This is a genomic window from Bacteroides acidifaciens (assembly GCF_024623065.1).
GTDB classification, from domain to species: Bacteria; Bacteroidota; Bacteroidia; order Bacteroidales; family Bacteroidaceae; genus Bacteroides; species Bacteroides acidifaciens.
The window spans coordinates 20,828-36,202 of the sequence record NZ_JANJZR010000031.1 but is presented as its reverse complement, the minus strand read 5'-3'; the positions used below and the strand labels follow the sequence as shown (position 1 = coordinate 36,202).

Sequence of the window (15,375 nt, the reverse complement as noted above, 5' to 3'; positions counted from 1 at the left end):
AATGCTGTCACATAAGAAACAAAGAATACCGGAAAGATAGAACGTTCAATCGGCTGTCTCTATATCTCTGAATGGTGTCCTGTCTTGAAATCAATAGTGACAAGTGGTGAAACTGTAGTTTCTGTATTGTTTGAAACTTTAGTTTCGTATGCTTGAAACTGTAGTTTCGATTACTTGAAACTTTGGTTCCAATTACTTGAAACTTTGGTTCCAATTACTTGAAACTATAGTTTCTATTCGTTGGAACTATTGTTTCTATAAATTGGAACTAAAATTTCATGCAGGAGAAAATCAGTTGACCTGTAATTAATAACTTGTCATCCTTGCCGGTCTCGGATATTATGACTAACTTAGCAATCTCAACGCTCATAAAGACGCTGACAAACATACTTATTATCAAATTAATGAAAATCACTCAATTTCGTAAGAACGAAGATACGATAGCGCTCAGCGTAATGGATCTTGATATACTGGTGAATAAGATAAAGACGGAAATAAAATCCCGTCCTGTTTCTACCTTCAGAGAGCATCTGCGATATACCCTTTCCGATAAACGGTGTGTGTTTGCCGATAAACTTCCTCAGATAATTCCCGCCGCCGAATTCCGAAAAGTAAACGGTCAGAAGCAGATGAAAACCTACAATGGTATGGTGGAACTGACTGTCGGTCCTTTATCCAATAAGTCCGAAATCGCTTTAGTGAAACGAAAAGCCTGCGAGCAACCGCAAACTCGTTGTGCTTTCGTAGGTTCAAGTGGCAAAACGGTGAAAATATGGACTACCTTCACCCGACCGGACAACTCCCTTCCCAAAACACAGGAAGAGGCGGAACTGTTCCATGCCCACGCCTATCGGTTGGCTGTGAAGTGTTATCAGCCCCAAATCCCGTTCGATATCCTTCCCAAAGAACCGACTTTGGAACAATATTCACGCTTATCCTACGACCCGGACATTATCTATCGTCCGGATTCGGTTCAGTTTTATCTCTCCCAACCGTCATCCATGCCCGAAGAAACCACTTTCCGCGAAGCGGTTCAGTCGGAAAAATCTCCATTGATCCGTGCCATGCCGGGATATGATGCTGAAATGGCTTTCCTGATGCTTTTCGAGGCTGCCTTGCGCAAAGCATACATCGATCTTAGGGAAGCGGGACTCGAATTGCGCGAAGACACATGGCATCCTTTAGTCGTACAACTGGCTAAAAACTGTTTTGCTTCGGGACTTCCCCAGGAAGAAGTCGTGAAACGTACCGTTTTCCATTTCTATATGCACAAACAGGAAGCGCTTATCCGACAAATGATTGGCAATATATATACCGAATGCAAAGGTTTCGGCAAGCATATCAGTCTGACCAAAGAGCAGCAACTCGCCTTGCAGACCGAAGAATTCATGAAACGCCGCTATGAATTCCGCCATAACACCCAAATCGGCGAGGTGGAATATCGTGAAAGGCTTTCTTTCCGTTTCCGTTTCAATCCTCTTGACAAACGTGCGCTGAACAGCATTGCCTTGGATGCGCAAATGGAAGGCATTCCGTTGTGGGACAGGGATATCAGCCGTTATGTCTACTCCAATCGCGTGCCCGTATTCAATCCGTTGGAAGATTTTCTCTACCGGCTTCCCGGGTGGGACGGCAAAGACCGTATCCGCGCGTTGGCAGCCACCGTTCCCTGTAAGAATCCGTATTGGACGGATTTATTCCACCGTTGGTTCCTCAATATGGTTTCTCATTGGAAAGGAAGCGATAAAAAGTATGCCAACAGTGTATCGCCCTTATTGGTCGGTCCGCAAGGAACGCGCAAATCTACCTTTTGCCGGAGCATAATGCCCCCTTCCGAGCGTGCCTACTATACCGACAGCATTGATTTCTCCCGAAAGAAAGATGCCGAACTTTATCTTAATCGTTTTGCGCTCATCAACATAGATGAATTTGATCAGGTGAGTTCGACGCAACAAGGCTTCCTGAAACATATTTTGCAAAAGCCTGTACTGAATGTGAGGAAACCCCATGGGAGTGCCGTGCTCGAAATGCGTCGTTACGCCTCGTTTATAGCTACGAGTAACCAAAAAGACTTGTTGACCGACCCTTCCGGTAGCCGTCGTTTTATTTGCATCGAAGTGACCGGAGTGATTGACACCAACCGTCCGATAGACTATGAGCAGCTTTATGCGCAAGCCATGTATGAATTGGAACATGGCGAGCGTTACTGGTTCGACCGGGAGGAAGAAAAGATTATGGTGGAAAACAACCGTGAATTTGAACAAGTTCCGCCGGAAGAGCAACTTTTCTTCCGTTATTTCCGTGCCGCGCAGTCGGAAGAAGGGGAGTGGTTGTCTCCTGCCGAGATTATGGAAGAAATCCAAAAAGGCAGTTCCATCCCGATGTCTGTCAAAAGGGTTAATTCTTTCGGGAGAATACTGAAAAAGCAGGAAATCCCTTCCAAACATACGCGTAGCGGTACACTCTATCATGTGGTAAGACTCATGAGCCGGTGACGGCAAAAAATGCCGTCACCTTGCTGTCACCTCTTGCTGTCACAGTCTTATCGGTTCATTACGAATGTATTAACCCCTAATCTGTGACAGATGACAGCAATTTACCAAATATATTCTTCTGTGTAGCGTTGGTAAGTTGGTTCTTCTTTGATTCCTTTATTGCGGAACAATTGTTTGATGTAGGCTTGGTCTTTAGGCATAAGTCCCCGTTCTCCACGATAAAACCTGTAATATCCTGTTTTCCCATAGTGTCCTATCAATTGTATTCTGATACTGACCGCATCTTCATAAGGGATTCTGTCGAGCAACCGTTTTAGCCCCCACGCCACATGAACTTTGACGGCAGTCTTGAAACATTCGCATTGGTTCCCATCCGCAGGATAACGTGCCGGATTAACGATGGGAATATAAAGGTAATCGGCTGTTTCACTTTGTGCAGCTATGTAGCGCAAGCATTTTGCGGCTTGCGGGCATCGGTCGTTGTAACAACGGGCGAATTTGTAGGGGACAGACAGACTGTCGGATTCTTCTTTCATTTTGTAGGGATTCTTTTATTTGTGAAATATTTGGTTGATACGTTTATATACGGGAAAATATTCTTCACAAAAGTAGGGCTTTATTTTGGGAATGAGAAACGTTTGGACAAATATTACTGATATGTAAGAAGTCCTTTTCAAAATTTGTGTAAATAGAAACAGGATTCAGTTATGATTTTGTTTATATTTGAATCCTGTTTTTTGTATTCTAAAATCTTAATTTATTCCTCTTGCTCTTTTTGAACTTCTAGCTGAATGGTTAATTCGGATTCAGCTATATCGCACTTTTCAAACAAATATCGTAGACAACGAAGTTTGTTCTTATTATCCATTGAGGTCCATAGGTATTTGCCATTAGAAATTTTTGTGCAATATTGTTCATTATCGCCTGGTGTTTTCCAAAAATAGCTTCCTGCATCATACAGTGATTCCACTATGTCTGGATACTTGTCAGATAAAATATTCACGATGCGTAATAACATGCTTTTCCATGTTGTCTCAGTGTACGTCTGTCCAAATAGTGTGAATCCACGCAATAATCTATTAGCTGGATTAAATGTTTCATCTTCAAGACTAATTTCATCAATAGGCTTAGGAATTGGTTTGAATTCTGTTTTTGGCTGAGGATATAAACTCATAAAAATGTCAACTATTTCTTGACCACGTTTAATAAGTTCAGCCTCTGTCCACTGATTACATTCTGTTACTCCACGTGTAAGGCGATATATGGAATCTTTATAGCCTGGATATTTTGTTCCGCTCTTCATTTTACCGTCACGTTTAGTAATAAATGAGTTATTACTAAGTTCACTATTGATTCCAGTCAAAGTCAGGTTTGCAAAGGTATGAAGGTATTTCTCTTTTAGAGCTTCATACTTGCTGCCAAGCATCTGGCGCCATTCGTCATTAAGTGTTTGTGGCATAATATGTTCAATGCTTGCATTTTTTTTATTCATTTGATTAGCAACGTCATTGTACTCACCTGAAATAGCATTTTCGAGGCGTTCAAATAAAAATACTTGGAAAGGTTTTGGCATGTGATATGCGTCACGAGTCTTGATGGCTTCAATAAATTGTGTGTCACGAGGCAACTGATAGTTACCATCTCTTCTCATAATGTGGTATGTTAAAATTTCGGCGTATCTGTACGGACAATCTATACCGGCATCTTTATATTCCTCATAACTTTTCAATACATCTTTGTGTAGAGCGCAGAATACTTGTGTCAAAGCGTTACCGGGAATATTGCATACAATACGTCTTGCCATAAAGTTTTCTATTAGGTCAATCACATTATAGATTTCCGACTCTGATAGTTCTTTATCTTTGGCATATTTTAAAAATGGAATGAAAAACACGTTAAAAACATCTGTTTGGATGTTACATATTTGTCGCATTTTCTTTGATAGTTTTTCGGTAGATAGTTGTGCATTAGTCGCTTGATAATAGAATTTTGCATAGTCCAACATCTTAGCAAGCTCAACCTTCCTATCACGGTCCTCCATGTACTTTTTCCATTCAAAGTATAATAGATTTATACGTGGCGGACGTTGGAGTTGTTGAATTATAGTTAGATAGTCTCTTAGGAACATTGTAGGCTCATTCCCAGTTGACAGTTCAATCTTTTGCCAGTATTTTTTAAAATACTCTTGTTGCTCTTCTCTTGATAGTGACATTAGGAGATAATTCCTAATTTTGTCTGCTTCTGTAAGAGCAAGGCCGGTTGAGTTTAAACTTTCGAAGATAAGTTGTGCATCATCGCTTGATTCGAGCTCAATAGAAATTATTTGAAGTTTTTCGATTGCATTCAGCAATTCATCAAAAGTGAAAGGCCGATTTCCTTTTGTAAGTAATTCATAGAAATGAATGTAGTTATTGGTAATTTTGGAGTCCGTCACAAACTTTGTCGGGTCGCCAGCAAATACTTTATCGTAAGCCTCCATATCCCTTTCTATAGGGACAAGTTTATATTTCCTTTCAGATGCACAATATTTTGCCATTAGGAAAATTTCTGTGGCTTCATCTATTTTATAAATATCACTTATCTCCATTTCTCCTTTTTCTGAAGCATGTATCGCTGCTAAAAGAAGAATAGAAATGGTTGTAATACGTTGTTGACCATCTATAACAAGCCTGTTATTCCCAATTGAATCAGCTACTCCTGTTACAATAGATCCGAAGAAATGGTTCCTTTCGGAATGGACTAGCTTTTTCAGATCGTTAAACAACTGATCGCAATTTTCTTTTTTCCAGTCATAGTTCCTTTGATATACAGGAATAATTAATTGCATTTTGTTTCCTTCAATATATTTACTAAGAGGTATTTCATGTCCTTTCATATGTTATTCAATTAAATCTTTAAAAGTCATTGATTTTTTTTATTATATCCTTCTTGTATTTCATCAGCAGCTATTGAGTAGTAGCTTGGTTGAAAGTTATACTTTTGTATACTTTCATTGATAGAGTATTCATCAGAATCATTATCAGTCCATTGCTCACATTGATGGATAACTGTTTCCAGTGCATTTTCAGCTTCTTCTGGTGGATATTTATATTTTTTCAAAAGTCTTTTTATCATACGGCGCATCCCTGCTCTGGCGGATTCTTTTTTCTGCCAGTCAATTGTGCGATTTTTGCGTAGAGCGTCTGTTAACTCCTTTGTCATCGCAACTAGTTGTTCGTTCGTATATATATCTTGTACTGCTCTCGGTTTGGTCAAAGCATCGTAAAATGATTTTTCTTCTGCAGTAAGTCCTAATTCATTGCCTTGATTTTCTGATTCCGAGATTTCTGCAGCAAGCTTTAATAACTCTTGAATGACTTCTTCATTAGTAAGTAATCCTTTCAAATAGTTAGATAATGCTCTGTTTAATAAATCAGAAAACTTTTCCGCTTGAACTAAATTAGTTTTTTGATATATGGTAACTCTTTCCGCCAAAAGTTTCTTTAATAGCTCTATTGCTATATTTTTCTCTTTCATTTTGGATATTTCTTCCAAGAATGCTGTGTCAAAAATGGAGAATTCGGCTTTTACATCCGAGAATAAATTGATTATACCTTCACTTTTTACACTTTGTTTGATAAGTTCGCCAATACGGGCGTTTATTTCTTTTTTGGAAACTTTACCTTTGCCTGTCATTCTGGATAGTAATATGCGTACTGTCTCAAAAAAAGCTGCTTCATAGCGTTGTTGCTCATTAAGCAGGCTACGGCATAATGTGATTGAACTATGTAATAGGGACGATTCCTTTTGGAATAGTTGCATTTTATCATTCTTATTACTGTCCATGAGGAAGTTGACTCCCCCTTTGATAATTTGTGCACGATCGTTATCTGTGCCGGATTGAAAGTTGCTATAATCAAAACCGTGGAAGATATCTCGGCAAACTTCCAATTTCTCTTGAAACTTAATAAGAGCAGTTTTTTTGATATCGGGATTGCCGAATCTTTTTTGATCTCGCACTGTATAGTCGTGCATTGCTTGTTTCAATGCTTTGGCTATTCCGATATAGTCGACAACAAGTCCACCGGCTTTGTCATTAAAGACGCGGTTCACACGAGCTATTGCTTGCATGAGATTGTGCCCACTCATTGGCTTATAGACATACATTGTCGCTAGAGATGGTACGTCAAAGCCTGTAAGCCACATATCTACGACTATGGCTATTTTCATAGGGTCATTGTTGTCTTTGAATTTCTTGGCAAGTTCTTTCTTGTATTGTTTGTTGCCAATAATGTCATGCCACTCTTCCGGATCTTTATTGCTGCCTGTCATTACCACCTTCACTTTATCAGTCCAGTCGGGGCGAAGTTCTAAGATTCTATGATAGATACTCATTGCGATAGGGCGGGAATAAGCGACGATCATTGCTTTTCCTGTTAATTCAAATTGCCTGTTTTCTTCGTAATGATTTATAATATCTTTGCACAGTGAATCTATGGTAGCAGGTGCGCCAAGTATCTCTTCAAGGTGCGACATTTGTTTTTTACTCTTTTCTATCTGTTCTTCAGTAGCACCTTCCGACGCAAGTATTTCATATTCGTCATCTATTGCTTTCAATGTATCTTTGTCAAGATTCAGGTTGATGACACGAGATTCATAGTACACAGGACAAGTTGCACCATCGGATACTGCTTGTGTCATATCGTAGATGTCGATATAGTCGCCGAACACTTCTGTTGTATCTCGATCTTTAGTGGAAATGGGCGTTCCTGTGAAACCTATAAAGGACGCATTGGGTAATGAATTATGTATAATTCTTGCAGTACCGATTGATATTTTTCCAGTTTCTTCGTTTACTTTTTCTTCAAATCCATATTGTCCTCGATGTGCTTCATCAGTCATGACTACAATATTTCTTCTTAGAGACAGAGGTTCGTCAGATTCCTCAAACTTCTGCATTGTAGTGAAGATTATTCCGTTGGCTTCTCGTCCGGCTAATAGTGATTTTAAATCTTCCCGGCTTTTAGCTTGTATGGGTATTTGGCGCAAGAATTGTTGGCATTTGGAGAATTGAGTATAGAGTTGATCGTCCAAATCATTCCGGTCGGTAATAACTACAATAGTTGGTTGGCTTAATTCATCCTGAAGAAGATGAGCGTAAAATACCATTGATAGTGATTTTCCGCTTCCTTGCGTATGCCAGAAGACTCCGATTTTTCCGTCACCTTGTGTTGCCTTTTTAGTTCGTTCTACTGCTTTCTTCACAGCAAAATATTGGTGATAGGCGGCTAAAATCTTTGCAGCACCTGACTCTTCTTTAGAAAAACAAATGAAATTCTTGATAATGTCAATGAAACGTTCTTTTATGAATATTCCTTCAAAAAAGGTATCATAATCAATAAACTGGGAACTTTCATATTTCCCGTCTTTGGTTTTCCATTCCATATAACGGTCTTCATTGCTGGTGATCGTTCCCGCTTTTGAGCAAGCCATGTCACTCATTACACAAAAGACATTATATACGAAAAGTGAGGGAATTTCTTTCATGTAATTACGTAACTGAAGATAGGCTTCAGATACATTTGTTTCTTCTCTTGATGGAGATTTTAACTCAATCACAACGAGTGGCAAACCATTGACAAATAGAATAATATCAGCACGCTTTTCTGAATTTTCAACGAACGTCCATTGATTAATAACTTTAAAGTCATTACGCTTGATGTTTTTGTCATTGTAATCTATCAGGTAGATGATATCGTTACGTTGTTCTTTTCCGTTGAAAAAAGAGACCTCGATTCCATGTTGAAGATAGTCCATGAAAAGCTCATTTCTTTGTGGCAGGCTACCTATTTCGATATCTTTTAGTTTAGATATGGCTTCGTCAATTGCCGGGCGAGGTTTTCCATAATTGATAGTGGTTAAGCTTTCAATTAATTGTTCTTCATAAAAAGGTACATAATAGTCCCGTTCAATATTGGGACCATATTGATGCTGATAGCCTAAGTTCTCGAAGAGAGCTATCAATGCTTTTTCATAACTACCTTCTGTAAATGACATATTTTCGTTCTTTTGCTAAGTTATCTAAATATGAAAAATATATTTCTTTGTATGCTTGATAGTCTTGTTTATATAATGCTTCGGAAGCAGATAAAATAACTCCACCTAATTCCAGAGGATTTTCTTCGTCAAACAGTTCGTTAAATTCTTGGCAGTCTTCATAATGTATGCGTGAGTCTCTTTTACTTGCATGATTTATATAATAATGTATAATAAACCCACCTAACACATCTGTTATTTTGTATGCCAGTAAGGACATTGTTGTACTCATTGAGATATGGTTAATGTCTTGACCGTGAGACGCAAATCCGGAAATATTTCTTATTTCTGCTAGTTTTTGGGAGACTGACGCTATTCTCCTGGCGAGTTCACATAAATCATCTTTATAGCATTCATTTGCATCTATCAGACAATTTATTGTTTGCTTTACCAAAGCTTGAAATTGCCCATAGTTATCGTGTTCGATATTTTGATTAGTAAGTATTGTTTTGCATATACTTTCAACTAAACTTTTACAGGTTTCTATACATAATGCAGGATTCGTTTCAACTGTCTTTTCGATGGTTGAAATGTGAGTCTCAAAGTAGTTGAAACTCGGTGTTTGGTTAATATATTTTCGAATCCAAAGCATAGTGAATATATTAGGCGATTAATTTAAATTATCATTTATCCGACGGTTTAGCTCGATTTTGGAATCGAGAGCGTACAAGATAGATACTATCTCTTTTTGAATACCTTTTGAAGGCATTTTTACCTCTAACTCCTCAATCATTTTTTTAGTAAGTGCATTTCTTGTAGCACCACCTTGTGATAAGGATAATAACTGAGGTTTAATATATTGCAGATAATACAGCAAGTATCTATAATCTACCTTATCGTTTCCTCTTATAATAGCAACGTGTTGATTTACTCTTGCCGGAAGTACATTGTTAGGTACAATACATACTCTTGCAACAGAATCTCCTGTTATATTAAGTAGTACATCCTTCTCATAAACTTCAACATTACTAAGTTTTTCAGCTTGCACTTCATTGATATAAGCCAAACCTAATTTGGAGAATGAAAAATCCAGTACATTTTGGCTTCTTATCAATGCGATGTTACCACCTAAGTAGGAATCTCGTCCTCCTTTAGGTGTTGCGCCACTACCTATTTTACTGGTTATTTCTCCTAACTTATATTTCTTCCACTCTTCCATAAATGAGAATTTAGCGGGTTAAATCGTTGGTTTCACTATCATCAGTATCTCTTAATTTAGCTTCTATCTCTTCAATGGTAGGCATAGTACCTTCCACTTTTTCGGGATAGAACTTTTCCAAATCATATTCGGATATACCCAAAGGTTGGTTGCTTGACTCCAAAGCATACTGAGCCTGTATGTGGTCTTTCTCTTTGCAAATTAGTAAGCCAATGGTTGGATTATCTCGTCCTTTTTTACGTAGTATATGATTACAAGCTACCACATAACCCCCTAATTGCCCGATGTCAGCAAACGCAAATTTGCCAATCTTTACTTCCACTACCACATAGCAAGAGAGGGAAAGATTATAAAAGAGCAAGTCAATAAAGTTTTCAGTTTCACCTATCTCCAAACGATATTCTTTGCCCACATAAGCAAACCCTGTCCCTAATTCAATAAGGAAACGGGTGATGTTATTCAATAGTGCATCTTTGAGTAACCGTTCATTGTAACGTCCTGTTATTCCGGTAAAAGCAAAGTTGTAAGGATCTTTAGTCAGTTCCTGTGCAAGGTCGCTCATCACATCGGGCAATGTTTTTGTAAAGTTAGTCAGTGCCTTGCCCTGCCGCTCATAAAGGTCGGTGCTAATGAAATTGAGCAGCATACTACGACTCCAGCCGTTCTCCACCGTCTGGTGAACATAGAACAGAGCTTTGTCTATATCGTCTTTCACTTTATCCATTATCAAACAATGGTGTCTCCATGGGACTTCAAATATTCCACCAACTTGGTGGAATAATTCCGTTTCATTTTTTCCACCAAGTTGGTGGAAAGTTTTTAGAGCATCCTTGTATAACAAATAAAACTTCCTACAATAGTAAATATTGCTCTTTGACAAACCAGCCGCATTGGGTATAGCTTCACGTAAATCTTTGCTCAATCGAGTGATAACACTTTCGCCCCAGCGTTCTTCTACGTGCAATTCAACAATGTCACGACCTAAAAACCAGTTGAATTTCAACTGTTCCACATTTACTTTCACCGCTGCCTTTATTTGGCTTTGACGGTAGCGACCGCAAAGGTCTTTCACCCATTGCAGATATTCTTTATCAAGTATGTTTATTGACTTGTTCATCGTAATCTATAATACTTCAGTTGCGTTAATTTTTAGTTCTCCTGACATCAGCTTCGGGAGAAGTGTGTCGCGTAGAATTGTTAACCTAATACTTTCCTGTTCATTTCTTAGTATTTGGTCGAAATACGGTTTAGTCAATGAACTGAATGCTTTAAGTATTTCTTTATCAGGCATCAAAACTACCATCGCCTTAATTATTTTAGAATTGACAGCAGTTGCAATGGATGATGTGCTTCCAAGCTTTTCGTAATTATACCCTTTTAATAAGAAATATGTATATTCCCTATTTTCATCCGATGTGATAAATCTTGCTATAGCTTCATTAGTTGTTAATTCAGTTCCTGCAATTCCAACTCTTCCGATTGTAAGTTTAAAGCTTAGTAGAATTGTATCTTTGGGAACAAGTATAATATTATGCCTTTTAATGGCTTCATGCGTCAAGAATTCAGATGATGTAAAAACAAATCTTCCACATGATCCTAAATCTGAAATAGATACCCATGTATAATCAGATGAATTACTGGAAAACCATATTTGCTCTTTTCGTGGTGGGGTCTTACCAATATTAATATTATAAAAATCCTCGGCTTTACCAACGCGACACCCTTCAGGAATCATCCCCAGTTCCGATTCCACGAACTTCCCATCCTTGAACGGCTCAAAATCCACGAACCAAGCCTTGAACAACGCTTGTGCCTGCTGCTCTAAATTATCATTTATCCGACGGTTTAGCTCGATTTTGGAGTCGAGAGAGGAAAGAACGGAGGCTATGGCTTTTTGAGTATCAATCTTAGGATAGTCAATTAGGATTTCTTTCAGTTCTGACTGCTTGATACCAGTTACCGTTGTGCCAGTTTCTCTCGCTTTTAACCTATTTTGTCCAATATTTGACAAAAAGAAATATTTTAGATATGTATTATCCAAAACTCCTTCTTTACCTCGTAGGCAGACTATTCTTTGGGCTAAAGCTATTTTCTCATCCGTTAATTGTGCGACTTCGCCTAATGGAGCTTCTGTTGTAAGAACAACGTCTCCCACCTGCGGAAACCCTCTAACCATCCAACCATTATAATCTTCTGTCGGAAGAAATTCAGTAGGAGTATCTATTCTTCCATTTTTGACTATTTTAGCTGTAATTAAAGGGATACCACAATCAACTTTATTGGGAGTCTTACCACGATAATCAATCAAGGTGTCTAAAATATCTATAAGTCTATCCTGTCTCCACTGTTCCATAAAAAGATATCTAATTATGTGTTAAAAAGATATTGTTCTATAAACTTAATATAGGTTTCAAATCGTTTTGCATCGTCATTATTTATAAACGATATTGTTCGATACTCTATATCTTGTATGTTACTTAAAACATAATTTTGTTTGTCTTCATTATTTCTTGTTCCAGCACCGTGTGGCTTAGGTAATAGCGATGTCATCCTATGTGCCAAATGTTTACTGGTTCCAAATAAAACATATCCATTAGTTTTCTTGTTCCTAAGCTGATACACTCCGCTTCCCAATGGGGCATTTATGTATTCTCCTTTTCTCGGGTCTGGAAAAGATTTCCAATCACTCCATCCTGTATTATATGTTTCTTTCCATTGTTCCATAAATGAGAATTTAGCGGGTTAAATCGTTGGTTTTAATCTCCCAAAAACCGTTTCTTTTGCCGTTTTTGCGTTCGATGATGCCTTTTTCGGTCAAATTTACGGTAATGGTCTTGACTGTTCTCTCAGATTTTCCTATATGCGCAGCAATTTCTTTTTGCGTGGCTTTAGGCTGTTCTCGCAAGAAGTTAAGCACAGCTATTTCTTCCAAAGTGCAATTCAAAGTGCAAATATTACACTTTGAGGCAGCGTCATTGGATGCACTTGCACTTTGAATGTTTTGTGAAGAAGATTCTTGCACAAGCATTGTCCGGTTCTTCAGCTCGTTATGCTCATGTAGAATCAAGTTTCGGAAGAATGCTTCAATATATTCTGTAGTAGCATAAATGCTTTTGCTCAAATTGTTGTAGTTGGCGCGAACCAAGGCATTACGGAAATACCACGAATGATTGGCAAACGCTTCATTGCTGATGTCGAAGCCAAACGTGCGCAGGTATTTGATTGTAAACACTGCTGTTGTACGGGTATTCCCCTCACCGAAAGCGTGAATTTGCCAAACTCCGGATATAAACTTGGCTATATGTGTGATAGCCTCGTTGATATTCAAATCCTTATAACTGAAATTCTTCTCTTGCATGAAATCATAATCGAGCGTTTCGCGTATGCTGTTGGCACTGGCATAAAGAACAGTTTCGCCTTTCAGCACCCACTCCCTTTTGGTGATATTGTAATCCCGGACCTTTCCTGCAAATTTATAGATACCTTGAAAAAGGCGGCGATGAATGGTGATATACTCAACAGGCGAGAATGTGAATGTTTTCTCCGATAATATCTCGGCAATACGTGCCGATACCTTATCGGCTTCTTCCGTTCTGTCTTCTATGTCTGCCCTGACGGTCTTAGACTCATAGTAGCTATCAATAAGTTGTTTGGCTTCTTCGATAGTTATATCACCCTCAATATGCTGACGTGCCGTTTGTATCAGATATTCAGACGGTTTTAAATCATCCACCGCCTGCAAGCCGATAGCGGTTTGCCAAGCATAGCCTTTTTCTCTTTTTTGAGGCTCTCCTTGTCTTATATATTCTTCAAAGTCATTCATCGTCTAATGTTTTTAGCTGTTTAATTTATCAATTTTAATCTTTCCAGACATCAATTTGGGTAGAATTGAGTCTCGAAGATTCGTAAGTCGCAGCGATTCGGATATAATGTTCTTTTTCTTTTGTATTATAGAATTGACTATGTCAGAAAATTGATTTAATACATTGTTATCAGGAATCGCTATTGACATTCCTTTTAGATGTATTGGACCAAAGTTTGCTTGAACACTGCCAGAAGCTAACTCTATTTGTTTATTGAGGAAAAGAGAAGAACCTAAATATCCGTATAAAAAACCTAATTGTCTATTAATTCGAGGAGTAAATCGGATGACACTGGTATTCAAACATAAAGGAAGATATTCTTTAAGTACTAAAGCCTTTCTGCCCAATGTCCCTGAGCAAGATATAACAATATCATTTTCTTTGAGCATAAAATGAGCATATTTACCTTGAGCCTCCTCATCCGAAATCATATTGGCATTTTGTATATTAATGATGTCATTATTGATGCATCTAATGTTGATAAATTTAGTACCATTATTAACATATTGCCAATTTCTAATTCCTGGGCCCTCTTGAAAATTAAAGATACTAGAAATAGATTGTATGTTCCATCCTTCAGGTATCATTCCCAATTCAGAATCTACGAACTTTCCACCTCTAAACGGTTCGAAATCCACGAACCACGCCTTGAACAACGCCTGTGCCTGCTGCTCTAAATTATCATTTATCTGCCTGTTTTTGTAAAACAGATGATTCTTATTGTTATATGTATTGTATCTTATCCGCATTTTTAATTAATGTATTTACGATGAGATAGTTTTACGTTATTTTGATTAACCATAGCATAATGCATGGTAGTATCAATTTTTACATGACCAAGTAACTTTTGTACTTGTTCTACAGGCATTCCTTTATCTATAGCCATTGTAGCAAGTGTTCGTCGGAATTTGTGAGGATGGACACGAGCAATTTTTGAAGAATGCCCAATTTTACGTAACCGAACCTCTACACCCGATATTTGCAGTCGATTATGTGGCTTGGCAAGAGAGACAAATAATGCCTTGTTTCTGTCTTTACGGGAGCTAAGATATTGTTGCAGATGTATTTTAGCTCTTGCATTGAAATACACTATCCGTTCTTTATTTCCTTTGCCAAAAACAATGCATTCTCGTTCATTAAAATTGATGTCTTCTCGGTTTAGTTTTACTAATTCACCGACACGCATTCCGGTTGAGCATAAGAGATCAATCATTGCAAGGTCACGAATTTCCGTACAGTTGTCGCGAAGGTGCTCGATGTTCTCATCAGTAAGCACTTCTTTGATTTGTGTGCCGGTTTTTACTTTATGGATTCTATGTATAGGACTCTTTATAATATAATCCTCTTCTTCAAGCCATGAAAAGAAGGAAGAAAAGATTCGTCGAATATTATCTATTGTCACTTTACTGGACTTATGCTTGCGTTGGAATACAGCCAAGTATGCTCGTATATCTTCTGTAGAATAGTTTACTACTTTTTTAGGCATAGTCTTGAAAAGTTGTTTGACTGTTGAACTATAATATTTGATAGTCGGAGTAGTACAGCCTTCAACTTGCTTTGCGGACAAAAAGATTTCAAGCAGACGGTCGTTTGTAGCAGCATTTTCATGCTCTTTCTCACCGTCTTTTGTAATAGTGTATTTACTTATAACTTGAAGTAATACTCCATTAAGTTGAGCCATTTGTTCTATACTTAAAACATCTGTCATCGCATTGCTAATTTCTTGAATCAAATTTTCTTTCATATTCTTCTATTATTTGGGTTGATTAATGAATCGAAGAAT

12 protein-coding genes are annotated in these 15,375 nt (G+C 38.0%); 1 reads left to right on the top strand and 11 read right to left on the bottom strand.

Annotated elements, in window-relative coordinates:
* Positions 1 to 404 precede the first annotated feature (404 nt).
* On the top strand, positions 405 to 2,495 hold the full coding sequence (locus tag NSB03_RS10880) for a BT4734/BF3469 family protein (RefSeq protein ID WP_257466391.1): 2,091 nt from the start codon (positions 405 to 407) through the stop codon (positions 2,493 to 2,495).
* 101 nt (positions 2,496 to 2,596) lie between these two features.
* Here the strand turns inward: NSB03_RS10880 and NSB03_RS10875 are convergent, their stop codons facing one another.
* The 11 genes from NSB03_RS10875 to xerA all read right to left on the bottom strand — a co-directional run bounded on the left by NSB03_RS10875 (position 2,597) and on the right by xerA (position 15,336).
* A complete protein-coding gene (locus tag NSB03_RS10875) occupies positions 2,597 to 3,031 on the bottom strand; it encodes a DUF6078 family protein (protein ID WP_024987130.1) in 435 nt (144 codons plus the stop codon).
* A gap of 221 nt (positions 3,032 to 3,252) precedes the next feature.
* Entirely contained in the window at positions 3,253 to 5,370 is a 2,118-nt protein-coding gene (locus NSB03_RS10870) for a DUF262 domain-containing protein (protein WP_257466390.1), read from the bottom strand.
* A gap of 26 nt (positions 5,371 to 5,396) precedes the next feature.
* Positions 5,397 to 8,531: a type I restriction endonuclease subunit R gene (locus NSB03_RS10865; RefSeq protein WP_024987129.1), complete on the bottom strand. Its 3,135-nt coding sequence runs from the start codon at positions 8,529 to 8,531 to the stop codon at positions 5,397 to 5,399.
* A complete protein-coding gene (locus NSB03_RS10860; RefSeq protein WP_024987128.1) occupies positions 8,512 to 9,162 on the bottom strand; it encodes an abortive infection family protein in 651 nt (216 codons plus the stop codon). Before NSB03_RS10860 ends, NSB03_RS10865 begins: the two co-directional genes overlap by 20 nt.
* Positions 9,163 to 9,180: 18 nt before the next feature.
* Positions 9,181 to 9,729 carry a restriction endonuclease subunit S gene (locus NSB03_RS10855; protein WP_004304857.1) on the bottom strand — a complete coding sequence of 183 codons (549 nt, stop codon included), beginning with the start codon at positions 9,727 to 9,729 and terminating at the stop codon, positions 9,181 to 9,183.
* Between the two features lie 10 nt (positions 9,730 to 9,739).
* Positions 9,740 to 10,846 (bottom strand): PDDEXK nuclease domain-containing protein, encoded by a 1,107-nt coding sequence (locus NSB03_RS10850; RefSeq protein WP_024987127.1) that lies wholly within the window; start codon positions 10,844 to 10,846, stop codon positions 9,740 to 9,742.
* 6 nt (positions 10,847 to 10,852) lie between these two features.
* The gene (locus tag NSB03_RS10845; RefSeq protein ID WP_024987126.1) at positions 10,853 to 12,082 is read right to left on the bottom strand and encodes a restriction endonuclease subunit S; all 1,230 of its coding nucleotides are present in this window, start codon (positions 12,080 to 12,082) and stop codon (positions 10,853 to 10,855) included.
* Between the two features lie 14 nt (positions 12,083 to 12,096).
* Positions 12,097 to 12,453: a GIY-YIG nuclease family protein gene (locus NSB03_RS10840; protein ID WP_024987125.1), complete on the bottom strand. Its 357-nt coding sequence runs from the start codon at positions 12,451 to 12,453 to the stop codon at positions 12,097 to 12,099.
* Between the two features lie 10 nt (positions 12,454 to 12,463).
* Positions 12,464 to 13,552, bottom strand: coding sequence for a Fic family protein (locus NSB03_RS10835; protein WP_257466389.1), 1,089 nt, complete (start codon positions 13,550 to 13,552; stop codon positions 12,464 to 12,466).
* A gap of 12 nt (positions 13,553 to 13,564) precedes the next feature.
* The gene (locus tag NSB03_RS10830; RefSeq protein ID WP_257466388.1) at positions 13,565 to 14,341 is read right to left on the bottom strand and encodes a restriction endonuclease subunit S; all 777 of its coding nucleotides are present in this window, start codon (positions 14,339 to 14,341) and stop codon (positions 13,565 to 13,567) included.
* 2 nt (positions 14,342 to 14,343) lie between these two features.
* Complete coding sequence (gene xerA / locus NSB03_RS10825; RefSeq protein WP_004304867.1) at positions 14,344 to 15,336, bottom strand: site-specific tyrosine recombinase/integron integrase; 993 nt, start codon at positions 15,334 to 15,336, stop codon at positions 14,344 to 14,346.
* Positions 15,337 to 15,375 lie beyond the last annotated feature (39 nt).